At 68.9% G+C, this 23,056-nt stretch carries 20 protein-coding genes and 1 pseudogene; 5 read left to right on the top strand and 16 right to left on the bottom strand.

Features of this window, described 5'->3' with window-relative positions:
• Both ACYCUK_RS18005 and ACYCUK_RS18010 read left to right on the top strand, forming a co-directional pair.
• Positions 1-2,137 (top strand): DNA internalization-related competence protein ComEC/Rec2 (locus tag ACYCUK_RS18005; protein WP_461596049.1); only part of this gene is annotated, 2,137 nt, incomplete at its 5' end.
• 71 nt (positions 2,138-2,208) lie between these two features.
• Complete coding sequence (locus ACYCUK_RS18010) at positions 2,209-3,129, top strand: DMT family transporter (RefSeq protein WP_461596050.1); 921 nt, start codon at positions 2,209-2,211, stop codon at positions 3,127-3,129.
• A gap of 37 nt (positions 3,130-3,166) precedes the next feature.
• Here the strand turns inward: ACYCUK_RS18010 and ACYCUK_RS18015 are convergent, their stop codons facing one another.
• From ACYCUK_RS18015 to ACYCUK_RS18075, 13 genes are all read right to left on the bottom strand, one after another.
• A complete protein-coding gene (locus ACYCUK_RS18015) occupies positions 3,167-3,349 on the bottom strand; it encodes a DUF6726 family protein (RefSeq protein WP_461596051.1) in 183 nt (60 codons plus the stop codon).
• 55 nt (positions 3,350-3,404) lie between these two features.
• Positions 3,405-4,520, bottom strand: a complete 1,116-nt coding sequence (gene mltB / locus ACYCUK_RS18020) for a lytic murein transglycosylase B (RefSeq protein WP_461596052.1) — start codon at positions 4,518-4,520, stop codon at positions 3,405-3,407.
• A 102-nt stretch (positions 4,521-4,622) separates the two neighbouring features.
• On the bottom strand, positions 4,623-5,999 hold the full coding sequence (pelG, locus tag ACYCUK_RS18025; RefSeq protein ID WP_461596053.1) for an exopolysaccharide Pel transporter PelG: 1,377 nt from the start codon (positions 5,997-5,999) through the stop codon (positions 4,623-4,625).
• Positions 5,999-7,729: a GT4 family glycosyltransferase PelF gene (gene pelF / locus ACYCUK_RS18030; protein ID WP_461596054.1), complete on the bottom strand. Its 1,731-nt coding sequence runs from the start codon at positions 7,727-7,729 to the stop codon at positions 5,999-6,001. The genes pelG and pelF overlap by 1 nt, the downstream gene beginning before the upstream one ends.
• Positions 7,726-8,757, bottom strand: coding sequence for a HEAT repeat domain-containing protein (locus ACYCUK_RS18035; RefSeq protein WP_461596055.1), 1,032 nt, complete (start codon positions 8,755-8,757; stop codon positions 7,726-7,728). Before ACYCUK_RS18035 ends, pelF begins: the two co-directional genes overlap by 4 nt.
• A 15-nt stretch (positions 8,758-8,772) precedes the next feature.
• Positions 8,773-10,194 carry a GAF domain-containing protein gene (locus ACYCUK_RS18040; RefSeq protein WP_461596056.1) on the bottom strand — a complete coding sequence of 474 codons (1,422 nt, stop codon included), beginning with the start codon at positions 10,192-10,194 and terminating at the stop codon, positions 8,773-8,775.
• 56 nt (positions 10,195-10,250) lie between these two features.
• Complete coding sequence (locus tag ACYCUK_RS18045) at positions 10,251-10,844, bottom strand: penicillin-binding protein activator LpoB (RefSeq protein ID WP_461596057.1); 594 nt, start codon at positions 10,842-10,844, stop codon at positions 10,251-10,253.
• 85 nt (positions 10,845-10,929) lie between these two features.
• Positions 10,930-14,664 carry a tetratricopeptide repeat protein gene (locus ACYCUK_RS18050; protein ID WP_461596058.1) on the bottom strand — a complete coding sequence of 1,245 codons (3,735 nt, stop codon included), beginning with the start codon at positions 14,662-14,664 and terminating at the stop codon, positions 10,930-10,932.
• A complete protein-coding gene (locus ACYCUK_RS18055) occupies positions 14,664-17,549 on the bottom strand; it encodes a bifunctional glycoside hydrolase 114/ polysaccharide deacetylase family protein (protein WP_461596059.1) in 2,886 nt (961 codons plus the stop codon). The genes ACYCUK_RS18050 and ACYCUK_RS18055 overlap by 1 nt, the downstream gene beginning before the upstream one ends.
• A gap of 118 nt (positions 17,550-17,667) precedes the next feature.
• Positions 17,668-18,702, bottom strand: a complete 1,035-nt coding sequence (locus tag ACYCUK_RS18060; protein ID WP_461596060.1) for a PA2778 family cysteine peptidase — start codon at positions 18,700-18,702, stop codon at positions 17,668-17,670.
• Complete coding sequence (locus ACYCUK_RS18065; protein WP_461596061.1) at positions 18,699-19,076, bottom strand: PA2779 family protein; 378 nt, start codon at positions 19,074-19,076, stop codon at positions 18,699-18,701. The genes ACYCUK_RS18060 and ACYCUK_RS18065 overlap by 4 nt, the downstream gene beginning before the upstream one ends.
• 150 nt (positions 19,077-19,226) lie before the next feature.
• Positions 19,227-19,499, bottom strand: coding sequence for a hypothetical protein (locus ACYCUK_RS18070; RefSeq protein WP_461596062.1), 273 nt, complete (start codon positions 19,497-19,499; stop codon positions 19,227-19,229).
• A 24-nt stretch (positions 19,500-19,523) separates the two neighbouring features.
• Positions 19,524-20,702: an acetyl-CoA C-acetyltransferase gene (locus tag ACYCUK_RS18075; RefSeq protein ID WP_461596063.1), complete on the bottom strand. Its 1,179-nt coding sequence runs from the start codon at positions 20,700-20,702 to the stop codon at positions 19,524-19,526.
• 140 nt (positions 20,703-20,842) lie between these two features.
• Here ACYCUK_RS18075 and ACYCUK_RS18080 point away from each other — a divergent pair, with 140 nt between their 5' ends.
• Positions 20,843-21,214 (top strand): hypothetical protein, encoded by a 372-nt coding sequence (locus ACYCUK_RS18080; RefSeq protein WP_461596068.1) that lies wholly within the window; start codon positions 20,843-20,845, stop codon positions 21,212-21,214.
• A gap of 20 nt (positions 21,215-21,234) precedes the next feature.
• Here ACYCUK_RS18080 and ACYCUK_RS18085 read toward each other — a convergent pair.
• The 3 genes and pseudogenes from ACYCUK_RS18085 to ACYCUK_RS18095 form a co-directional block, all read right to left on the bottom strand.
• Positions 21,235-21,336 (bottom strand): annotated as a pseudogene (locus tag ACYCUK_RS18085) (hypothetical protein); the annotation flags it as partial.
• A gap of 129 nt (positions 21,337-21,465) precedes the next feature.
• Positions 21,466-21,648: a hypothetical protein gene (locus ACYCUK_RS18090; protein WP_461596064.1), complete on the bottom strand. Its 183-nt coding sequence runs from the start codon at positions 21,646-21,648 to the stop codon at positions 21,466-21,468.
• 13 nt (positions 21,649-21,661) lie between these two features.
• The gene (locus tag ACYCUK_RS18095; RefSeq protein WP_461596065.1) at positions 21,662-22,117 is read right to left on the bottom strand and encodes a hypothetical protein; all 456 of its coding nucleotides are present in this window, start codon (positions 22,115-22,117) and stop codon (positions 21,662-21,664) included.
• Between the two features lie 166 nt (positions 22,118-22,283).
• Between ACYCUK_RS18095 and ACYCUK_RS18100 the strand changes: the two genes are divergently transcribed.
• Together ACYCUK_RS18100 and ACYCUK_RS18105 are read left to right on the top strand one after the other, a co-directional pair.
• Complete coding sequence (locus ACYCUK_RS18100) at positions 22,284-22,538, top strand: DUF2442 domain-containing protein (RefSeq protein ID WP_461596067.1); 255 nt, start codon at positions 22,284-22,286, stop codon at positions 22,536-22,538.
• Positions 22,539-22,864: 326 nt separating this feature from the next.
• The coding region (locus ACYCUK_RS18105) for an ABC transporter substrate-binding protein (RefSeq protein WP_461596066.1) at positions 22,865-23,056 on the top strand (192 nt) is incomplete at its 3' end.

Raw genomic sequence — 23,056 nt, forward strand, 5'->3', positions numbered from 1 at the left:
GGTCCATCCCGGCGAAGTCTGGCGCCTGCCGCTGCGCTTGAAGCCGGTGCATGGCGCGGCCAACCCGGCGGGCTTCGATGCCGAGCTTTGGTTGTTCGAGCAGGGCATAGGCGCCACGGCCACGGTCAGCCAGGCGAGGCGTTTCGAGCCCCCCAAGGCACTCGGCCATTTGCAGGACGGCGCCGACCTCGCCTTGCAATCGCTGCGCGACCGCTTGCGCGCACGCATCGATGCGGCGCTCGCGGGCAATCCGCAGGCAGGCACCATCGCCGCCCTGGCGCTGGGGGACCAGGCGGCCATTGCGTCGCGCGAATGGACCATCTACCGCATCACCGGGGTCGCCCATCTCATGAGCATTTCGGGCCTGCACATCACCATGCTGGCATGGCTGGCGGCATGGCTGGCCGGCTTCGTCTGGCGCCGCACGGCCCACCTTCGCCACCCAGGGCCGCTGTGGCTGCCCACGCCCACGGTGGCCGGGGTGTTCGGCCTGCTGGCGGCCACCGCCTACTGCCTGCTGGCGGGTTTCGGTGTGCCGGCCCAACGTACCTTGCTGATGCTGGCGGTCGGGCTGTCGCTGCGCATGTCCGGCCTGCGCATCAGCTGGCGACAGACCCTGTCCTGGGCGCTGCTTGCCGTGTTGTTGTGGGACCCCTGGGCGCTGATGCAGGCCGGTTTCTGGCTGTCGTTCTGCGCCGTGGGCATCTTGTTCCTGGCCGACCCGGCCAAGCCGCGCCTGGAGGCTGCGGACCCGTCGGAGTCCGCCATGCCGGCCCCAGCGATGGCCGCCCCCGCACCGTCGCGCCTGCGCACGCTGGCGCATGGGGCTTGGTCGCGTCTGCGCGCCGCAGGCCGTTCGCAATGGGCCGTGACCCTGGCGCTGGCGCCGCTCACCCTGCTGTTCTTCCAGCAGATCGCCATCCTGTCGCCGCTGGCCAATGCCGCCGCCATCCCTGTGGTCACGCTTTGGGTGGCGCCGCTTGCCGTGTTGGGCTTGCTCCTGCCTGCTCCCCTGGACGCCTGGGTGTGGCAGGCGGCAGCCTGGGTGCAAGCCGGCTTGGCCCGCGTGCTGGCCGAGTTGGCGAGCTGGCCGCAGGCGCAGTGGCATGCGGCTGCGCCCGAATGGCCGGCGCTGGTGCTTGCCGCCCTCGGCGTGCTGGCCTTGGTGCTGCCCTGGCCCTGGCGCCTGCGTGCGCCAGGGCTTGCGCTCATCGTCCCCTTGCTGCTGAACCCGGGACAACGCCCGGCCGAGGGTCATGTCGAAGCCTGGATCGCCGATGTCGGGCAGGGCATGGGCATCATCGTGCGCACCGCACGCCACACCCTGCTGTTCGACACCGGGCCGACGCTCGGCCTGCAGAGCGATGCGGGCGAGCGCGTGCTGTTGCCGCTGCTGCACACGCTGGGCGAGCGGCGGCTCGACCGCGTCGTGCTCAGCCATGCCGACAGCGACCACATCGGCGGCGCGGCGTCGATCGCACGCGCCTATCCCGGCACGGCCGCCGTCAGCTCGGTCGCGGCCGAGCGCGTGCTGGCCATGGGGTACGCCAGTGCCCAGCCCTGCGTCGCCGGCATGCGCTGGACTTGGGACGGCGTCGACTTCCAACTGCTGCACCCGGCCGCCGCCGACCCCGCGCCAGCGCAGCGCACCAACGCGCATTCCTGTGTGCTGCGCGTGGCCAGCAGGCATGGCAGCCTGCTGCTCACGGGCGACATCGAACGCGCACAGGAGCGAGCCCTGGCCGCCGGGCCGGCAGCGGACGCGCTCGGCGTCGACTTGCTGCTGGCAGCGCATCACGGCAGCAAAACCTCGTCCAGCGCCGAATTTCTGCAGGCCGTGGCGCCGCGCCTGGTTGCCGTGCAAGCGGGGTTCATGAACAGTTACGGCCATCCGCATGCGGACGTGCTGCAACGCTACGCCGACCTCGGTCTGCCGGTGCAGCGCACCGATCGAGCCGGCGCCCTGGTGTGGCGCGACGAGCATCCGGCCGAGCTTGAATCGTGGCGCGCAAAGTGGCCGCGCTACTGGCAGCTGCCATGGCCGCAAGCATCCGCGCCGCAACGGCTCAGCGACACGGCCCAGCCCGCCCAGGCCATGGCAGCAGGTCTTGGCGCGGGAGGGCAGGCGACTGACTGATGACAGCCCCTGCTCGCAGCCCGGGTTTCATCGTTGGCTGCGCGTATCGCTTCGGCTTGGAATAATGGCTGATGCGCCCACGTGTCAAACTCGATTTCAACACGCTGCTCCTGCTCATCCTGCCGCCCTTGCTCTGGGCTGGGAACGCCGTGGTCGGGCGCCTCATGGTGGGGCAGATTCCGCCGCTGGCGCTGAGCTTTGACCGCTGGTTCCTCGCCTTGCTGGTGGCCTTGCTGTTCACCGGCCCCGGTTTGTGGCGCCAGCGCGCGCTGCTGCAGCAGCACTGGAAGCCGCTCGCCCGCATGGGGTTTCTCGGCGTGGCCTGCTACAACTCGCTGCAGTATGTGGCGCTGCACACGACCACCCCGCTGAACGTCTCGCTCATCACCTCGGCGGCACCCGTGTTCATCCTGCTGACCGGTGCGGTGTTCTACCGCGAACCGATCGGTCCCGCATCGTGGTGGGGCGCGGCGCTGTCGGTGGCCGGGGTGGTGGTCGTGGTGACCAAGGGCCAGATCGACCATCTGCTGCGGTTGCACCTGGCCACGGGCGACCTCATCATGTTGCTGGCCGTGTTCCTCTGGGGTTTCTACACCTGGGAGTTACGCCGCCGCCCGCTGGGGCTGACCCCCTTTGCCTCGCTCACCGTGCAAATGGCCTGGGGCAGCTTGTTCATCGCGCCGTTCGCCGCGTTCGAGCATTGGGGCCTGGGGGAAAGCACCCACTGGGGAACGCCGGTGGTGCTGGCCATCGGCTACGCGGCCCTGTTGGCCTCGCTGCTGGCTTATGTCTGCTGGGGCACGGCAGTGGCCCGCACCGGGGCGCAGATTCCGGCCTATTTCGGCAACCTGGCGCCGGTGTTCGCCGCCGTGCTGTCCTATCTGTTTCTGCACGAAGGCATCGCGCTCTACCACCTGATCGGCGCGGCGCTGATCTTCGCCGGCATCCACGTCGCCTTGCGTGCGCGGCCCCGCGCGGTGCCGGCGGTTTGAACCCGGGCGCAAGTCCGTTGCAGCGCGGCTGCAGCCTTCAGGGGTCGATGACCGCCGCGCAAAGGTCGGTGGGAGCGGCGGCCGCATGGCCGACGACGGGCACCATCTTGATGCCGGCGGACGCCACGCGGCAGGGCGCGGCCAACACGCCGCAGCCTGACAGGGCGATGCTTGTCAACAAAACGGCGGCGAGGGGTTTGAGGAGTGCTGCAAGGTTCATCCGATTCATCCTGGGGGTGAGTGCCGCGCAAGGTTCATGCTTGCTCCATTGCTGCTCAGCCCTGCGCGGCGGCCATGGCTGCGTTCCCCAGTTCGATCACGGCCAAGGCGTAGAAGGCCGAATGGTTATAGCGGGTCACGGCGTAGAAATTGTCCGTGCCGAGAATGTAGTCGGGCTTGGCGCCGGCGTTGGGCAGTTGCACCACCGCCAGCTTGCCCGGATAGGCCAGCACCTGCGGCAGCAGCGGCAGGCCGGCATTTTGCAAGTCCTGCGCACTGAAGCTCGGCACGATGTCGGGTGCGAGCAGTTTAGCGAGCGTGTCCGGGGCGATGCTGCTGGACACCAGCAACTGAAAATGGGTGGGCTGCCCCGCCGTCCAGCCATGGCCTGCCAGGTAGTTGCCGACGCTGCCGATGGCGTCGGCCGCGCTGTTGATGATGTCCACCTTGCTGCCGCCCTCGAAGTTCAGCGCGTAGCGCAAGATGTTGCCCGGCATGAACTGCGGCATGCCGATGGCGCCGGCATACGAGCCCTTCACCTGCGTCGCGTCGAAGCCGCTGCCGCGGCACCACAGGAAGTAGTCGCCGAACTGGCTGGCAAAGTAGCTGCTGCGGTCTTTGGGCGCGGCGTCCGGGAAGTCCAGCGCCAGCGTCGCCAGGGCGTCGAGCACGCGAAAGCCACCCATATTGCGGCCGTAGATCGTCTCCACCCCGAGAATGCCGACGATGACGCTGCGCGGCACGCCGAAGCGGCTCTCGGCCTTGCGCAGCCAGACGTCGAATTCCTGCACGAAGTCAGATCCCGCGCCAATGCGCATGGGCTCGACGAAACGGCTGCGGTACACCCGCCAGTTCTTCTGCTCCGGCCGCCCCGGAATGATGAGCCGCGCCACCGCGGGCTGGAACTGCGCCTGGTCGAGCTGGCTGGCAATCCACGACGCATCCAGCCCGGTCTGCTGCGCCAATTGCGCGGCCAGCGCGGCAGCGCGCGGCGCGTCGGCATAGTTCATGGCTGGCGAGCTGCCGCCGGCGCTCGAACCGGGGGCGGCTTGAGCGAGCGCCCGGCCCTGGAGCCAGGCGCCGCCCAGCAGGCCGCAGCCGGCGAGCAGCGCCAGACGGCGGGATGGAAGGGCAGGGGCTGGCCTTGGGAGCCGTGTGGATGATCGAGCCATGGCGGGGCGAAAAATGACGGGATCAGTGTAACGAGGGCTGCGTCCGGCGCCACGCGGCCGAGACGCTCACGGCAAGGCCTGGAGCGAACGGCTGCCACCGGTTCATGAGCCTTGCAGCATGAAGGTCTGATATTCCAGTCGGCGGAACAGGCGCTGCACCAGCATCAGGCCGGTGATCAGGGTGATGAGCAGGGCCACGGCGAAGCCGTAGCCGAACCACTCGGCGCCCAGCGTGATGGACACACGGCTGAAGACGAGGTTGAGCACGGTCAGCAGCGCGGTGATGAACACCACCTCGCGACGGCGGTCGAGGTAGAAGAACACGTTCAGCACGGCCAGCAGCAAGACCTGGAAGCTGGCGGCCACCGCCTGCACCAGGAACAGCGGGATGTACAGATCGCTGATGCCGATGGCGTGGAACAGCGGCCCGACGAAGGTGTAGAGCGCCAGCAGGGTGATGGCCTGCACCTTGATGATCTGGTAGATGCCCTCGCGCACGGTGTCCTGCATGCGGTCGTGGAAGCGAACGATGTCCTGCAGCGCACCGCCGGCGCGCACGGCGGTGTAGAACTTGTCGTACCACTCGACGAAATCGGTTTCGAACTTCACCAGGAACACGCCCATGCCCGGAATCACGCACAGGTAGGCGAGGAACACCGGCAAATCATAGATCGTGGAGGCGCGCAGCGGGCCGATGACCACGTTGGAGGTTTGGGGCGTGTACCAGAACACCAGCTTGTCGGCCCACACGCCCAAGTTGTAGAGCGTGCCGCCGGCCAGCAGCGAGGGGAACATGGCGCCGCGCTTGAAGCAGTCGAGCGTGATCGGGCGGGTGGGCGGAAAGTTGCGCAGCACCAGCCACATCATGGCCGTCCACATGAGGAACTGGCCGCCGAGAAAACCCGCCAGCAGGCCTTCCAGCCCCCAGCCCCGCAACAGGTAGGACTGCAGCACCGAGAGCCCGTAGCCACCTGCATACAAGGCGAGGATCGCGCGGTATTGCTTGAGCCCGGAGAGAAACACCGTGACGATCCAGATGTCGCACAGCAGCGGCAAGCCGCCGGCAAGCAGCACGCGGTACAAATTGCTTTCGCGCGGAAACAGGAACAGCGCGGCCATCCAGCCCAGTGTCCCGGCCACGGCCGTGCTGATCAGCAGCACGCCGAGAAAGGCCGGGGCGACCTCGTCCCGGCGCTTGGCATACAGGGCGTCGGCCACCCAGCGGGTGAAGCCGAGTTGCAGGCCGCCGGAGAGCACCAGCGAACTCATGATGAGATAGGTGACGGTCACCTGGAACTGGATGATGCGGTCGTTGGGCAGCACCACGCCCAGCGAGAGCAGGCCGGTGACGATGAGCCCGAGAATGGAGAACACCCACGGCCCGGAGCTGATGATGGAGGCATAGCTGTAGGCGCGCAGCAGGCCGAGGTAGGACTGGCTGCGCAGCAGCTTGCGCAACTCGAAGCCGATACCGGCCATCAGCCGCTCCCCGTGCCCTGCGCATTGCTGCCAATGCCGGGGCTGGTGGTGTCGGGGTTGGCCAGCGGGGGGCGGTCCGCTGCGATCCCGGCATGCGGGATGTCATCCGCCTTGGCGGCCTTTGCCGCTTGCGGGATGCGGCCTTCGCGCAGTGCGGTGGCAACGGCGCCGCGTGCGGGCGGAGCTGTGCCGGCGGCACGGTCGCTGCGCGCCAGCGCGTCCTCGTACACCGCGCGGTACTTGGCGAACATGATGGGCTGGGTGTAATAGCGCTCGACCCGGGCAATGGCCGCGGCCTGGGCCCGGGCATAGGCGGCTGGGTCGGACAGCAAGGCGGTGCAGGCCTCGCCCAGGGCCTGGGCATCGGCGATGCCGACCACGGCGCCGGCACTGCCCAGGGCCTCGTCTTCCGGGCCCAGGCCGTCGATGAGCTGGCGGCAGGAGCCGACGTCGGTGGTCACCGCGGGCACGCCGGCGGCATAGCCTTCGAGCAGCACCAGCGGCAGCGCCTCGCTGATGGACGACAGCACCACCACCCCCACTTTGGGCAGCAGCTCGACCAGCTTCTGGAAACCGAGGAATTGGAGCCGATCGCCCAGTTCCAGGCTGTCGGCCAGCTCGCGGCACTCGCGCGCATAGTCGGGGTGCTCATCCTCCGGGCCGGCGATCCAGCCCTCCAGGCCGGGCATGCGACCGCTCGCCACGCGTACGGCGCGGATGAAGGTTTTCACATCCTTGATGGGCACGACGCGGCCGATCAGGCACATCACCGCCGGCGGTTGCGCCGGGCGCTGGCTGCGGCTGGCGGCGAACGGCGGCACGTTGATGCCGTTGGCCACCAGGCAGGTGGTGGCCGGCTCCGCGCCATCGGCCAGCTGGCGCAGGCGGTTGGCCTCGTACAGCGCAATCACCGGATCGGCGGCGTCGTAGCACATGCGACCGAGCGACTCGAACAGCCGGATCCACAGCGCGCGGAAATAACCCGCTTCGCCGGCATTGCGTTCCAGCACCGGCATGTTGTCGCTGATCCACTGCGCCGAGAACAGGTCGATGCGCCGCTCCTTGGTGTAGATGCCGTGCTCCGAGAGGATGAGCGGCCGGCCGGTGATCCGTGCCAGCACCGCGCCCAGATAACCCGCATAGCCGGTGGAGATGGTGTGATAGCTGCGCGCCGCGGGCAGGCTGCGGGCCAGCGCCGCCAGGGTCCAGATGGGCGTGTGCATGGTGCGCACGGTCCAGAAATAATCGACGAAGGACGGATCGGTGCAGCGCTCCAGGTACTGCTCGGTCAGGTAGCTCCAGGACTGCCTGGAATGCAGGAAATACTGCAGATCGAGCCGACCCTCCATCGCCAGCAGGCTTTGCTCCAGCACCTGGGCGCGCGCGTCGCGGCCAGCGTCGGCACCGTCTCCCGGTTCGCGCAACTGCGTGTGCAGCTTGCGCACCAGCTCGGCCGTGGCCCGGTCTCCCTGGCTGCCGCGCGGCTTGGGCAGGACTTCCTCGCTGAACAGGTAATGCTCGGTCAAGCCCACCACATTGGATGGCAGCTTGTAGCGCGCCTCGCCATAGTCTTCCCGGCGCGAGCCGAGAAAGCACAGGTGAAAGCGCAGCTCGGGAAAGCCGTTGATGATCTGGTGCACCCAGCTCGACACTCCGCCCGAGACATAGGGGTAGGTGCCTTCGAGCAGCAGCATGACGTCGATTGCGGGTTGTCCTGCTTCCTTTGTCATGCCTTTTCTTCCAGCGGAGACCACAGGCGGACGATAGAGCGCAGGCGCGGAGCGACCTGGATGTTTCGAAGTTGCCCCAGGATGGCACTGACCGCGGTGTAGTTGCGATGCTTCCAGGCCAGTTCGGCCGCATAAGGCACCCATACCGAAGGGTTGGAGTTTTCATCGAGCAGCAGCAGCGTGTTCTGGGCATTCTCAAGGTCATCCCTGGCCATGCTCAGCCGTAGCCGCAGCATCAGCAGAGTCGGATCGTCAGGCTGCGCTTTCAAGGCCAGATTGGTGTAGTACCAGGCCTGGTCCAAAGCAAATTTGCGCAAGTCACCCTGAGCAAGACCCTGGTAGATGAATTCCATCTGCAACTCGGCGACGCGCCGAGCAGCATGCGCCAAGGTGGTGCCGCTGGCGCCCCTTGCTTGCAGCGCGTCGAGATCTCTCTGCGCTTCCTGCAAGTCGGCGGTGAGGCGCTGCTCCCAATTGCTGGCGATGCCATAAGCCAACAGGCGGATTTCCTCGTCCCCATCTCCCAGCAGGCTGCGCAGCAGCGGCAGGGCCAGCCTCGCCGGCATGTCGCGCATCGCCAGCACGGCACGAATGCGCTGTTGCGTTGGTGCCTTGCCATTCGCTGCGATCCGTGCAATTTGCCCGACCGGCAGTACGTCGATGGCTTTGTCCAATTGCGGGTCAATGCCATAGATCTCGAGTTGCGGCGCCTCGCGCACCGCGTCCTCGTTGCGCACCCGGCGCGGGCGCAGCATCGCCAGGCGCGACGCCAGCAGCAAGCCCACCACGCCCACCAGCGGGAACAACAGCGCCAGCACGAACACCAGCAGCAGCGACAACATCCGCGGCCGGCGCAGGCTTGCGGGCAAGGTCCGCCAGACCAGCCAGCTGGCCGCCGCCGAGGCCCCGGCATGCAGCAGCCAGAACCCGAGAAAGGCGGCATCTCCATGTGAGCCCAGCAGCCAGAGCGCGGCCGACTCCATCGACAGCGAGAGGGCGATCAGCTTGTAGAACTGGAGCAGGTCCATGGTGTTCGGGTGGGCTCAGAGCAGCTGCATGCGCTGGTGCAAGGCGGCGTAGTCGGCGGCGTGGCGCACCGGGTAGAAGTCCACCCCCAGGGTCTGGCTGGGCTGGTCGAAGCGCGCAAGAATTTGCTCCAGCGCATCGATCATCTGGCGTCGATAGCTGGTCAGGCTGGCGCCGCTGATGATGGGCAGCAGCACCGCCAGAACCAGATGGCCTTTGGCCGTTTGCAGCCGCCACCAGCTGCTTTCCGGCGGCTGCAGGCCGGAGAATTCGTCCAGCACGCTTTCGCTCAGCCGCGCCTGCCCCATCCACAGGGCGCAATAGCTGCGCAGCCCCGAGGCCTTGTGCAGCGCCGCCAGATGCGCCCATTCCTGCTGCATGCCGATGGGCGATGCCGGCCACACCGCGCGCACATCCTCCACCAGCAGTTCCAACTGGGTGAAGTCGGCGTAGGACGCGGCCAGCACCTGCAGGCGGCGCAGATTGATGTCGTCGAAAGCCATGAAGGGCATGGTGTGCACCGCCAGCAGCGCGTCCACCTCCTCGAACAGGTCCAGCCGCAGCGGTGCCGCGAACACCCATTGGTTGTAGTTCGGATCGGCCAGGCCTGCCTGTGCGATGTGGGCGATTTCGTGGGTTTCCAGCACATGCTCGATCAGGGGATGCATCGTGTCCAGCTTGGGCAGGTTTTTGCCCAGGCGCGCCACCGGCGTCCAGTGGGCATCGCCGCTGCGGCGCACGAAGATGCCGGCCTCGATCAGGCGGCAAGCCTGGCTCAGCAGCTGCAGCAGGGCGCCCGGGTCGGGCAGGGCGGCAACGGCGCGGCTGCCGCTCGCCGGCGTGCTGCGCGCCTGCACCAGGCGGCGCCGCAGGTCGAGCAGGGCGTCGCGCAGGGTCATGGGTCGATCGGTGAGCTCCTGCTCCAGCGTGGCGAGCGACTCCTTCACGACGAACAGCCGGCGCTTGGTGCGCTCCAGCCGTGCCGTCAGGTCCCGCTGGATTTCACGGTGGCGCACGGACTGCACCTTGTAGGCCGAGCCGAACTCGCCGAGGATGAGGCTGACCAGGGCGCCGCCGAGAAAAAACTCCCCCGGGAAGGTCGCCAGGTCGGGGCTGAAGAACTGGGCCCACATGCCGCCATACAGCGCCACCCCGAACAGGCCGTAGCCCGCGCCGTAGCGCACCGCGGCGAGCCAGGGCCCGAACCAGATCCAGGGGAAACCGGCATGCAATCCCAAGGGGTCTTGCGGGTTGATGCGCCAGCTCAGGTAAAGCGCCAGCGCCGGCAGGGCTGCGCTTTCCAGCGCGGCGATGAGCCGATCGGCCTGTGCATTGGGGCGCCAGATGCGCAGCGCCCGCACCAGCCCCAACCAGGGGGATGTGCGCTGCGGTTGCAGCCGGCGCGTGATGCGGGCACGCAGGCGGGCGATGCGGCTCATGGGCAACGGGAAGCGGGCACGGCGCGGGCGCGGGTCAGGATCGGCTCAAGCCCGCATCAGGGGCGCGCCGCCGGGGAGGCAAGGGGTTCGGCGCCTGGTGCCGCAGGCAGCTTGGCGATGGCCGTGGCCTGCACCTGCAGCCCGCCCAGCAGCGCAGCAATCTGCGCCTGACCCACCGCGGCCAGCGCCTGGTAACCCCAGCCCGAGCGCGCCCCCGCGGCCGACCACACCACCTGGCCGCTGTTCACGTCGCTGATCTGCAGGGTCAGCCCCACCGCAGGCTCACTGTCCACCCCGGTCTTGTAGCGCCATTCGGTGACGGTGCCCGACAGCGCGTAGCGCGCCCCCTGGTTGCGGGCCCAGTCCAGCGTCTGGGTGCTGGAGGCGGCGGGCTGCGCTTCCAGCGGGTTGTCGCTCGGCGCCTGGGGGTAGACCAGCACGTGCGCCAGTCCCTTTTGCCGCAGCAGCGCCACCGTGATGGCCTGCGCCCGCTCCTGCACCTGCGGCGCTTCGGTGGCGTTGACGAAGGGCAGCACGGCCAGCTTGTCCTGCGCCGCCAGCCGCAAGGACTGGGTGGGCGTGGACATGGTGGCGCAGGCGGCCAACAAGAGGCTGAGGCTGGCGGCGATCCAGAAGCGGGTGGCGTGCATGGCGGACTCCTGATGAAATGGGTGATGGGTGCGTATGTCGGTGCGGGTCATGTCGGGGTGCAGTGGACGGGGTGCCGGGTTGCGATCAGGGGCCGAACCAGATGCGGTATTGCAAACTCCATTGCCGCACCAGCCCCGTGGTGTTTTGTTGGCGTTGATAGTGCACGGAGAGCTGGTCGCCGCCAAACACCGGGCCCTGCAGCCCGAGGTCGACGCCGGTGGTGTTGCCGAGCCGGCGCGAACGCAGCAAGTCCAATTCGCCGAAGGGTAGCCAGTGCGCACTGTAGCGGTCGGCCACGAGTTGGTTGAAGGCGAAACCCACGCCCGCGGCGTCGTCGCCGGCGGGAATGAAAAAGCCGGCCGCGGGCGGCAGCCCGCTGGGGTCGATGCCGGCGTAAGACGGCTGCGGCGCGCCCGCGGCGCTGAACTGGTTGCTGTAGCCCAGCAGCTTCAAGGCCAGGTCGGGCTCGCCCTGGCGCAGCCACACACCGGCCTGCGCCTGCAGGCTGCGACCCGAGCCGAGGCTGTCGCCCTGGCGGGTGGAATACTCCGCCACGCTCTGGCTGACGCTGGCCCAGAAGCGGCCGACGTTCTTGCTCAGGCCGAACTGCAGGCGATTGCGCTGTCCGGCCACCAGCAGCGCGCCGGTTTCATCGGCCACGGCGTGGCGTTGCAACTGGGCCTGCGCCTGCACCCCGCCGGGCAGTGGAAAGGCGGCGTCGAGTTGCAGCGGCGTGATGCTTCCCAGCGCGCTGTTATGGCCGAGGCTGGCGCCCAGCTGCAGCGCACCGTCGTGCCATTGCAGGCCGGCCTGTGCGTCGCGCCACTGGCCGGGCAGGCCGGTGATGATGCTGGCATCGCGGCTGGACAGGTGCTGCCGGCTCACGCCGAGTTGCAGCTTCAGGCGCGGGGTCAGGGCGAGGCTTTGCTGCAGGATCAGCCCATCGCGCTGCACGGCATCGGTCTGCTGGCTGGCGTAGCGCACGGTGCTGCGGTCGGCCAGGTCGAGGTGTCGTTGCGCGTTCTGTTGCGCCAGCGCCTGCAGCGCGGCGCTGTTGCGGCCTTGCGCCGCGGCCTGCTCCAAGGCCTGGTCGGCCTGCGCCAGGGCTTGCATCGGGTGGCCGGCAGCGCGCAGCGCCTCGGCGCGGTCGATCGCATCGAGGCGCTCGCCGGCGCCCTGGTCGAGCAGGCGGCGCACCTGCTCGCGGTCGCCCTCTTGCAGCGCGATTTGCAGCGCCACCGATTGCCGGTCCGCCGGGCTGAGCACGGCGCGCGCCAGCCACCAGCGCGCCGGGGCCGTGGTGTCGAGCCGCAGCAGCCAGTCGGCGATGGCGGCATCCGCCTGCTGTTCGTGTTGCAGTTCCTGGCGCTGCCCTTGCTGCGCCGACGCGGGCGCCGCGCCAGTGCTGCCGGGCCGCAGCCGGGCCCGCAACATGGCGATGAGCTGTTGCTGCCGCTGCACCGAAGTGCGGCCCGGGGCCAGGCGCAACACGGCCAGCAAATGATCGAGCGATATGGCCGTGCCCGGCTTGCCCGCAGCCGGCTTCGGCGGCGGCTGGCGCAGCAACTGCCAGGCCTGGTCATAGACCACGCGGGCGCGGGCGTCGTCGCCGGCCCGGCGGAGCAGGTCGGCGGCATTCATCAGCCACAGCGGATCGTGCCGCTTGTGTCGGTAGAGCTGGGCATTGAGCTGCAGCGCCAGCGGCAAATCGCCCAGCGCCTGGGCGGCGGCGGCCAGCACCTCCTGGCCGTCGGCCCTGCCGCGAAGCTGGGGCGCGTAACGCTCGAAAGCGCGGCGGAGTTCGCTGCGCCGGTTCATGTCGAGCAGCATCCAGAGCAGGGTGATCTGGTCGTCGCGGTTGTTCGGTGCCAGGCGCACGGCGGTGCGCAAATCGGCCAGCGCCTCGTCACGCCGGCCCAGCGCCTGCCAGACCTGCGCGCGCGCCGCATACACCTGCGCGTCTTGCCGCAGCGCCGCGCCAACCTCGCCTTGCATCACGGTGCGCTGCCAGCGCTGCAAACCGCTCAGGCTGGGCAGCTTGACCAGCGCCTGCAGCCATTGCAAGGCCAGCTCTTTGTGCGGCGCGGCCTGCCAGGCCTCGGGCAACAGCGCCAGCGCCGCGCCCGGGCCATGCAGACGCTGGGTGAGGACGATGAAGCGCTCCACCTGGTAGGGCTTCATGTGACGGCGCAGCGCCGGTGTGTCCCACAGCGTGGCGTAGGCAGCCAGCGCCGGGGCGGATTGGCCGAGATCCCAGTCGAGGTCGGCCAGCAGCCCCTGCCGAGCGGCACGCAGATCGTCCGGCCCCAACGCCTGCTGGGATTGCTCCAGCACGTTGCGGGCCGCCTCGAACGCGCCGGTTTGCAACAGCGCCAGCGCGTCGTCGATGCTGGCGCGCAAGTCCAGCGCCTTGAGCTTCAGGCCCTGGGCATAGGCCGCCAGCGACGCCTGGGTCTCCCCCATGTTGCCGAGCAGCCAGGCCAGCGCACCGAACAGTTGCGGGTGCGCCGGCGCGGCCAGCCGCAGCACCGCCGCCGCCTGCTGGGGATGCCCCTGGTTTTCCAGCGCCTGGGCGTATTGCAGCCAGTCATCGGCCCGCATGCCGCCCTGGCGGGCGCGGGCTTCCCAGTAGGCGATCTGGCCGCTGGACGAGGACAGCATGCCGGCCAGGCGGCGCACATTGCTCAGCGCCCCGGCGGTGATGCGCTGACGCAGCAGGGCCATCCATTGCTGCATGGCGGCGTCGGGCTGGCCGGTCCATTCCAGCAGCTGGGCGCGCCGCTCTTCCCAGACGCGGCGCTGGCCGGGCACTTGTGCCGCTGGCGTGGCGCCGGGGCCGGCGAGCACGGCGTTGGCCAGATGCAGTGCGCCGGACAAGTCGCCGTCGGCCAGCAGTAGGCGCCAGGCCAGTTCGGCTTGAGCCGGGCTCAGGGCATGGCCGAGTTGGGCAGGGCTGGCGTGCAGATCAACGGCCTGGCCCAGCCAGTGCAGCGCGGCACGCGCGTGGTCGGCGGCCAGCGCCAGTTGCACCAGGCGCCAGGCCAGGGCCGGGTCGGGCGGCAGCTTGCGGGCCTGCGCCGCAACTTCGGCATAAGCCAGCTTGGCATCGCCAGCGGCCAGCAGCACCTGCGCCGCCTGCAGCAGCAGGGCGCGTTGCTGGGCCTGGGCTGGCGCTGCCGGCAACGAGGCGAACAGCACTTGCGCCGCCAGCCGGTATTCGCCCAGCCCCAGCAACAGCCGTGCGGCATCTTGCGCGGCGCTCGGCGGCAGCGGGGTGAAGCGCAAGGCCAGCGGCGCCAGCCGCCGCACGGTGGCGGGTTCGTCCAGCCCCTGCAGCAACAGCAGGGTGGAGCGCCAATCGTTGAAGTTGGCGGGCGTGGTGCGGCCGAGCAAGCCGGCCAGCGCGCTGCGCGCCTGCTGCGCCAGCGCGGTGTCGTGCCGGGCGCGGGCATCGAACCAGATGCGTTTCCAGATCAGCAGCCGCAGCGCGTCGGCCTTCGGTTCGGCGCCGAGGGGCTCGAGCGCGGCCAGGGCCTGCTGCGGCTTGCCGATGCTGATGTAGCGCTGTGCCAGCAGCAGGCGCAGGTCGGCGTCATGGCCCTGCAGGCGCAGCAGATGCTGCAGGTAGTCGATGGCCAGCCCGGTGTCCTGCGTGCTGCGCAGCAGTTGCAGCAGCTCGCGCCCGGGCCACATCAGCGTCAGGGTGGCGGCCCCCATCAGCGCCAGGCCCAGCAGGGTGCCGCGTGGAAACAGCCGGCTGCGCCCGGGGTCATCGGGCGAGACCGAGAGTTGCCGATGCGGACGGGGCTTGCGTGGCATCAGGCCTGAGGCAGCAGGCGCAGCGTGGCGCCCGGTTTGGTGCTGCTGACACGGACCTGCCCGGCGTCGCGCTGCATCTGGGTGCCGGGCTCGACCACGAGGCGCCAGCCGGGCGGCAGCGCGAGGCTGGCCTGCAGCGGCACATGGCCGGCGAGTTGCAGCAGCCAGCCGCCGCCGGGCAGCGGCTCGAAGCGGCTGATGTCGGCGTTGGCGTCGATGAGATAGGGCAGCGCAGGCAACCCTGGCTGCGGCGCGGCCGAGGCCGCCGCCGCGCCCAGCACGACCTGGTCGGCGCTGGCATGCAGGTAACGCATGCCAGCATGGCTGGTGTGACCGGCAAGGTTGGTACTGACGCGCAGATCGGGTGCCGGGGCGCTCTCGGGCTGGCGCCATTGGCGCAGGCTCGGTTCGGCGCGCAGGCGCCAGGCGCCGCCCAGCGTGCGTGCCACCGTGGCACGGCGCCAGGCCAGCACGCTTTGCGAATACTGCAGGCCGAAGATGGGGTGGGTGGGCTGGCGCGTGGCCCAGTCCAGCACCTTGTGCAGGCTCACCGCGCCGGCCTGTTTGGTGACGATGTAGGGATGGAAATACACGTCCAGCGCCTTGAGCCGTCGCGGGCTGTCGGTCATCTGGTAGGTCTCGATGGCGCGCTCGAAGCCGAAGTAAGGGCCGGTCCAGTTGTGGGTGTAGCTTTCCTCGTTGGACAGCGCGGCGTACACCTGAAAGTCGCGCCCCTTGGGGATGCCCATGGGCCAGACTGCAGAGAGGGTGGGCTTGCTGCGGCTGATGGTGGCGCCGCCGCCGTTGATGTTGTGCATGCCCACCGCATAGCTGAGCGCCACGGCCTTGTTCGGCGGGTTGCAGTCGCCGGGCCAGAGCAGCATATTGCAGGGCTTGCCCGGCGGGCACAGCTTGGTCTGGATGAACTCGCGCGCGCCGACGACCTCGGTCTCGGTGCTGAACGTGTAGTTCGGCACCGGCAGGTAGTTGCCGTAAGGAAGTGCCTTGCTGGTCTGGCCGAGGCTGTGCTCTGCGCTCGCCAGAACCCAGTCGAACGGGTGGCTCCAGGTGTGGCTGCCAACCTCCACATGCGGCAGCGCGAACATGCGCCGCGCCCAGAGCTGCGCCTGGCTGGCGGTGGCCGGATACAGGCCTTCGTGGCTGATCTCGGCAATGATGACCGAGGCCAGCGTGGGAGTGCGGTACTTGTCCAGGAACTCGGTGACCAGCACTTCGCAGGCCAGCGGCGAGCCGGGCCGCTCGCAGGCGTTGACGAAGCCGTCGCCATCGAAATGCACGAAAAACGCCCGTCGCCCGGTGCGGGTGGTGATGTCGGGCATGGGGGCGTCGCCCACGCGCAGCGCGGCGCGGAAAAACGCGAACGGCTCGATCGACCAGCGCGTGCCGCTGTCGCCCGGCAGGTTGAAGACGCCGAAGCTGCCCAGCGCGTAGCCGCCCCAGGGGGTGATGGCAGCGCCGTCCATGCTCCGGCCGTCGCTGCCGCTGGCGCGCAGCCATACCTGGCTGCCGGCGCCCGCGTCGAGCCGCATGGTGTCCCCCGCCGCCAGCAGCGGGATGATTTCGCCGTTCGGCGTGCCGGACTGGCGCTGCAAGCGGATCGGCCCCGGCAGGTTGCCCTGCCCCGGCCGCAGACCGAACAGCGCCAGCACCGAGACATCGGTCTGGCCGAGGATGGCCACCGGCACGCCCTCGTCCCTGGCCCGGCGCAGCAGGTCGCGCGCGGGGTCGGGCACATCGCTGCGGTCGGACCACAGCACCACGCCGGCGTAACGCCCGGCCAAGGGCTCGGTGATGGTGGGCGCTCCCATGTAGCGGTATTCCGGCACCAGCCCGAGGTCTTCCAGCGGCATGGCGCCATAGAGGTGGGCGCTCTGGTTGAGCAGATCGGGGCTGTCGCCCTGCGCGCTGGAATGCAGCAACAGCACGCGGCGCGGCTGCAATTCCACCGCGCCCACGCCCAGGCTGTGCAGCGCCGGGTCGGCCACCCAGGGAATGAGGCCGGCGGCGGCGATCTGCTGCGCCGTCTGCCGTGCCAGCTCGCGCTGGTCGGCGGCGACGTAGTCGATGGCGATTCCCGGCAGCTTGTAGCGGATGCGCAGCTCGGCGAAGCGGTCGAGCAGCCACTGGCGGTCTTGCGGCGGCACGTCGACATGGCGCTTGCTGCTCGCGTTCCAGCCGCGATAGAGCGACTCGGCCGCAACCGCCAGCGTGGCGCCGGCGAGGCTTGCGTCCATCAGATCGAAGCCGCGATTGGGCAGCAAACGCATGCCGGGAAACGCCGCCAGCAAACCCTGCAGCGTGGCGCGCAACGCGGCGGCTTGTTGCCGGCGCTCGGCATCGGTCGTCGCCAGCAGTTGGTAGGAGTCCAGCGTGTCGAGGAAAAACGCGCGAAAGCCCGCCTGCCACAAGGGCTGCACGATGCGCTGCTGCAGGAATTGCGGCCAGCCTGCGGCGGTCTGGTCGATCACCCGCGAGCCCCAGTCGGGGTTGTTGGCGGGCAGCCAGGCTTTCGGGATGTCGGCGTAATACGGACGGCTGGGCTGCACTTCGCCCACTGAGACATAGGCGATGGCCAGGGTCTGGGGCGCCAAGGTGCGCACCACCTCGGGGTCTTGCGCCAGTGCGTTCGCGGGCTCCAGCACGGCCCAGTCGAAGGCGCGCAGGTCGTCCAACGGAATCCGGCTGCCGTAGTAGAAGGCCACGGCGGGCGCACCAGCCGGATGGGCAGGATCAGCCGTCAGGGCTGCGGGGTTTGCCGTCGCGCTCAGCCCCATGCCCAGCAGCCCCGCGCCTGCGGCGCGTGCCAGCAGACGGTCGAGCAACGGGCTTGGCGGCAGGGTTTGAAGAAATTGGCGGCGTTTCATGGCGGGGAGACCAGCAGGCATGTGACAACACCGGATTGTCCGGCAGTTGCCTGCCCGTGACAGCCTGCAGTCTCAAGTCTGCGGCCGAACATCGCGAATTCATTGAGTTTTGTGGTTTTTATTCGATACCCGAGCGCTTCAGCGCCGCCTCGATCTGCGCTTGCGTCCTGCGGTACACGCCCGGATTCGGTTTGCCGATGCGGACGGCTTGTTCGATGGTGCCTCGCGCCGCACTCAGATCGCCTGCGGCCAGCAGGGCCTGGGCCAGGTTGTTCAGCGGGTCGCCGTCGTCCGGCTGGGCGCGGGCGGCCTGGGCGAAGTCAACGGCGGCCTGGGCGTAGTCCTTGCGGGCATAGGCCAGGTTGCCCAGGCCCATCATCGCAATCCAGGCCTTGGGCCAGCGCTGCACGGCGGCCTCGTAGGCTTGCCGCGCGGCGTCGGGCGCCACCCCTTCCATCGGCGACACGGCGTGGAGATAGTCGAACTCGGTCACGCCGGCCGGAAACTGCCCTGGCTTGAGCGCGACGAAAGCCCAGCGCCCACCCGGGGCCCACGAGCGGTCGAACTGGCCGATGGACAGCACCAGGCTGGCGGCGGTGCTGGAATGCAGGGTGACGGTGTCGGCCTTGAGGTCGTAGCCCGTCACCACCGCGAAATGCCAGTTCAGCGGCGCGCCCACGCGCTGCAGCGCCACCACCGGAATGCCCGCGGCCACCTGCGCGAACAGCGCTGCCAGTTCTTGCGGCAGCACATAGGCCACGCGCCCGGCGCGGCGCGTGGCGCCGAGCATGTCGAATTGCAGCGTGCCGTCGAGCTTGGGGGTGTAGAGCTGCGGCACCAGTGCGGCCACCGAGGTGTCGGCCCCCGACCAGTTCAGCACGGCGGCGAGCGAAGCCGGGCCGCAGTAGCTGCGGTCATCCGCATAGAACGGCACGCCCGCCACCTGTGCCTGCGCCGGCAGTCCGGCGGGGGCGCCGAGCAAGGCGCCGTTGCTGTATTGCGGTTTGTAGGCTGCGCCGCCGAAGGGCAGGGCGCAGCCGCCGAGCAGTGCCGCTGCGGCCAGGGCAGCCGCCAGGCTTGCGGTGCGCAGGGGGCGCGAGCGGCCTGGCGTGAGGATGCGGCTTGCCGCAGGGGGCGTCGCGCGAGGGATCAAATCGCCAGCACCACCAGGATGGCAACCAGCAGGATGATCACCAACTCCTGAAACCCCAGATCTCCTGCGGCTGGCATGGCGTCGATCTTGCCGGCCAGGCTGGCCACTTCTTGATTGCTGAGCGCGGCCAGGCGCTGCTGCGTGATGTCCTGGCTCAAGCCCATTTGCTCCAGCTTCTGTTGCACGTCGGCGCGCGCCATGAAATTGTCCAGAGTCTGGCGGTCTTGGGTCAGGGTGGCGTCTTGCGCGCCGGCGGCTTGCTGCGTGAGTTGCTGGGTGCCGATGAGTTCGGCTTTCGCTGCCGGCGCGGCGGCAAGCAGCCCCAGGCTGAACAAGGTGGTGACGAGTTGGCTGGACAGGCGTTTGGCGTTCATGGCGTGATCTCCAGAAGGACGGGCGTGTGGCCTATTCCAAAGCACACATCGCACAACACAAGAGGCACAAAAGCTCGCGCAGAAAGTTTACGGCAGACCTCGCCGTTCACGCGACTGGTTTGGCATCCAAACGTATCCAAGGCTGCGGGATCAGGATGGAGAACGGCATGGGGACGGGAACCGGGCGATCAAACGATCCGGCCGCCCTCCGCATAGACGTTTGCGAACTCCTCCCGCAGCCTGCGCTTGAGGAGTTTGCCGCTGGGTTTTTTCGGCAGCGCCCGCAACCGCCTCGCAAACCTCCAGCAGCGCCCGTGCCATGCCCACGTCGATGACGTTGAGCTGTTCCGGGCGGTCGAGCACGATATGCGCGACCGCGCCCTCGCGTTGCAGCAACACCGGAGCGTTTGCCGAATCGGTCATGTTCGCCTCCTGATCTGCGCGCGTTCAAACGCGCTCGATGATGGTCACGTTCGCCATGCCGCCGCCTTCGCACATGGTCTGCAGGCCATAGCGCGCCTTGCGCTGGTGCAGGGCGTGGACCAGGGTGGTCATCAGCTTCGTGCCCGACGCCCCCAGCGGATGTCCCAGGGCGATGGCGCCGCCGTGGACGTTGAGGCGCTGCGGGTCGGCCTGCAGCGCCTGCAGCCAGGCCAGGGGCACGGAGGCGAAGGCCTCGTTCACCTCGAACAGGTCGATCGCGTCCAGCCGCAGCCCGGCCTTGTCGAGCGCCCGCTGCGTTGCCGGAATGGGTGCTTCGAGCATGATCACCGGGTCGTGCCCCAGCACGCTCATGTGGTGGATGCGCGCCAGCGGCTGCGCGCCCAGCGCCTTGAGTCCGCGCGCGTTCGCCACCAGCACGCCGCTGGCGCCGTCGCAAATCTGGCTGGCGTTCGCCGCGCTGCACAGCCCGCCCTCGGCAATGGGCTTGACCGCGGCCATCGCCTCCAGCGACGCGTCGTGGCGTATGCCTTCGTCCACCGCATGCAGCGCATCGGTCGCCTCGCCTTCGGCCGTTCTCACCGCCAGCGGCACGATTTCCGCGTCGAACAGCCCGGCCTTGGTGGCCGCGCTGGCACGCTGGTGGCTTTGCAGCGCGTAGCGGTCGAGCGCGTCGCGGCTCAGGCCGTACTTGTGCGCCACCATTTCAGCGCCGGTGAACTGGCTGAACACCACGCCGGGGTAGCGCGCCTGCATGGCGCGGCCCACCGGGCTGCCGTAGCCGTGCTTGTGCGCGAGGCTGGCCGGCAGGCCCATGGGCACGCGCGACATGCTCTCCACGCCGCCGGCAATCACCACGTCCATGCAGCCCGACATCACCGCCTGCGCGGCGAAATGCAGGGCTTGCTGCGACGAGCCGCACTGCCGGTCCACCGACGTGGCCGGAACGCTTTGCGGCAGGCCGGATGACAGCACCGCGTTGCGCGCGATGTTGTTGGCCTGCTCGCCCGCCTGGCCGACGCAGCCCAGAATCACGTCGTCGATGCAGGCCGGGTCGGCGCCGCTGCGCAGCACCAGCGCGTCCAGCACGCTGGCCGCCAGATCGGCCGGATGCCAGCCCGAAAGCCGCCCGCCGCGCCGGCCGCCCGCCGTGCGCACGGCAGCCACGATGAATGCCTCGTCCATGTTTGTCGTTCTCCGTTGTTGCAGCCCGCGCGGCCATGCGTCGTGGCGCGCTGGGGTTCGATCCCTGGCTGGGGATGGCCCAGCCCCGACGCCGGTCAGAGTTTAGACCGGCATGCCGCCCCGCATCAGCCCCGCCAGCCATGTTCCTCGCGTCGCGCGCGGCCCAGGGCTTCGAGGGTTTCGAGAATGCGGGGCAGGCTTTTTTCCACGGGCCGCGGCCTTCTTTGAAGCGGGCCTCCAGCGCGGGCAGGGGCAGGGCGTGGGCGCTGTTGGCGAGGATGTCGGCGATGGCGCGCTCTTTTTTGGCGCTCAAGGCGCGGCCTGCGCGCAGCGCGTCGAGCACGTTGTACAGGCCGGTGAGCGTCAAGGCATCGGGATGCCTGGCGAGCACGCGCTTGCGGTGGGCGTCGATCGCTTCGGCGCGGTCGGCGATGCGCTGGCGCAGCTCGGCGGTGAGGCCGGTGTCGTCGCCGGGGAAGGGGAAGGTCTCGAAGCAGCGGGTTTTGTTGTAGCGTGGCCGGTCTTCCAGCGTGCCGCCTTGCGCCAGCGCCCAGGCGGTATGCACGCTGCTGGACAACACACCGAGATCAAAGGCATCGGCGATGGCGATGGCGATGGCGATGGCGACCAGCATGTTGTCGGGCAGGATGGCGGCGTCGAGAAACTGGAAAGTGCGGTGCTTGGCGGTTTCGACCGTGGCGATGAAGCGCGGCAGGCCGGCGAGAGCTTTGCGCAGTTCGCGGCGTGGCTCGCCAAAAATCCATCAGTTGTCGCGGTAGGTGTCGCGCTGGTTCTGGTCGCGCTCGGGCTTGACCCGCTCCAGCAGCCACTGGTAGACGGCGGGGTAGCGGCTGCGCACCTGCTCGGCGCTCAGGCCGAACAGGTCGATGGCCGGCACGCCACGCGGCGCGTCGGTGAGGTCGCGGCCGATGCGGCAGGGGCGCACGATCTCCTCCTCCTCACCTCCCCACGCGGAGTGGGGGAGGTGAGGAGGGGAGGACGGCGCTTCGCGGTGCAAGGGATTCCCCTCCCAGCCTCTCCCACGGAGTGTGGGGGGGGGGAGCGAAACCGGCGTTGCGCGAAGAAGGCGAAGTGGCCCCCTCCCCACGCGTGGGGAGGGTTGGGGTGGGGAGCAGCGCGGCGGCTTGCTCGGGGGTGACGATGAAGCCCGCACCGTGCAACTTCACGCCGGGTGAGGACAGATTGCAATCGGCCTGCAGCGTTTGCGCGTTGGTCAGGTTCGGCCCCACCGTCAAATCCGCATGAATCACGCCCACGCGCTCGCGCAAGTCCACCAGCATTTCGCCGTGGTCGCCGGGCTGCTCCGCCGTCACGCTTTGCAGGCGGCCTTCACCCGCGCCCAAGGCGGCCACGGTCATGGCGATGCGCACGGCGGCGCCTGAAGCGCTGTCCACTCAGGGGTGGCATGCGGCGCGGGCATGCCGAGCAGCTCGCACAACTCGCGCACGAAGCTCTGCGCGGTGGAGAGCTCGGAGGTCGTGACGCCCGCTCAGCGGGCGATGAAGACGGGGGCTTGGGCGTCAGGGTTGGCGCGGGCGGCGCGCTGCATCACGGGAACTGATTCAGCGTCGCCTTAAAGCTGTTCAGGTCACGTTCGACGATAGCAGCATGTATGTCAGCTTGAATGACGGGCGCATGCTTGGTGTGCCGTTGGCATGGTTCCCGCGACTGCTTCATGCCAGCCTTGAACAGCGCCAGAACTTCACCATCAGCACCAGCGGTCTGCATTGGGACCAGTTGGATGAAGACATTTCAATCGCTGGTCTGCTGGCGGGGCATGGTGATTTGACGCATCACCATCCACAAGCGGCCTAGGCTCAGCCAACGCAATTCCTGCGCCAGAGGCGGGCGCCGAGGAGGCGCGGCGCAGCGCTTACACGCCGTGACGTTTCTTGCATGAGCGGTCTTGGAAATCCGGAGTATGCGGCCTAGCATGAAACAAGAGGTTGTTGGCCCACACGGCTTGCAAGCCTTCGGTTGCCGCTCGTTCACACAATGATCCGCGCTGCACGTCTCTGCCCTTGCTGGCCTTCGCCAGCGCATCTGCACGGGGTGGACACGCGCCCATCGCGGAATCGACAGCGGTTTTGATCAAACAGGCTCGGCGCTCATGACCGGGCCATTGACGTCTGGAGATTCTGATGCAATTCCTCCCCCGTACCCTTCGGCTTAGCGCCGGTGTGGCTTGCTTTGCCGCAGCCGGCATGGCCTTTGCGGCTTCGCCCATCAAGATTGGCGTGCAGGCGCCGATCACCGGCCAGTACGCCAACGAAGGCCAAGGCATTGCCGATGCCGTGAAACTGCTGGTGAAGCAGACCAACGCCAAGGGCGGC

The organism is Thiomonas sp. (assembly GCF_054608695.1).

Bases quoted from the DNA above. Each gene is read 5' to 3' on its own strand.
- ACYCUK_RS18010 (WP_461596050.1), top strand. From the start codon at position 2,209: ATGCGCCCACGTGTCAAACTCGATTTCAACACGCTGCTCCTGCTCATC.
- ACYCUK_RS18015 (WP_461596051.1), bottom strand. From the start codon at position 3,349: ATGAACCTTGCAGCACTCCTCAAACCCCTCGCCGCCGTTTTGTTGACA.
- mltB (WP_461596052.1), bottom strand. From the start codon at position 4,520: ATGGCTCGATCATCCACACGGCTCCCAAGGCCAGCCCCTGCCCTTCCA.
- pelG (WP_461596053.1), bottom strand. From the start codon at position 5,999: ATGGCCGGTATCGGCTTCGAGTTGCGCAAGCTGCTGCGCAGCCAGTCC.
- pelF (WP_461596054.1), bottom strand. From the start codon at position 7,729: ATGACAAAGGAAGCAGGACAACCCGCAATCGACGTCATGCTGCTGCTC.
- ACYCUK_RS18035 (WP_461596055.1), bottom strand. From the start codon at position 8,757: ATGGACCTGCTCCAGTTCTACAAGCTGATCGCCCTCTCGCTGTCGATG.
- ACYCUK_RS18040 (WP_461596056.1), bottom strand. From the start codon at position 10,194: ATGAGCCGCATCGCCCGCCTGCGTGCCCGCATCACGCGCCGGCTGCAA.
- ACYCUK_RS18045 (WP_461596057.1), bottom strand. From the start codon at position 10,844: ATGCACGCCACCCGCTTCTGGATCGCCGCCAGCCTCAGCCTCTTGTTG.
- ACYCUK_RS18050 (WP_461596058.1), bottom strand. From the start codon at position 14,664: ATGCCACGCAAGCCCCGTCCGCATCGGCAACTCTCGGTCTCGCCCGAT.
- ACYCUK_RS18055 (WP_461596059.1), bottom strand. From the start codon at position 17,549: ATGAAACGCCGCCAATTTCTTCAAACCCTGCCGCCAAGCCCGTTGCTC.
- ACYCUK_RS18065 (WP_461596061.1), bottom strand. From the start codon at position 19,076: ATGAACGCCAAACGCCTGTCCAGCCAACTCGTCACCACCTTGTTCAGC.
- ACYCUK_RS18070 (WP_461596062.1), bottom strand. From the start codon at position 19,499: ATGACCGATTCGGCAAACGCTCCGGTGTTGCTGCAACGCGAGGGCGCG.
- ACYCUK_RS18075 (WP_461596063.1), bottom strand. From the start codon at position 20,702: ATGGACGAGGCATTCATCGTGGCTGCCGTGCGCACGGCGGGCGGCCGG.
- ACYCUK_RS18080 (WP_461596068.1), top strand. From the start codon at position 20,843: ATGTTCCTCGCGTCGCGCGCGGCCCAGGGCTTCGAGGGTTTCGAGAAT.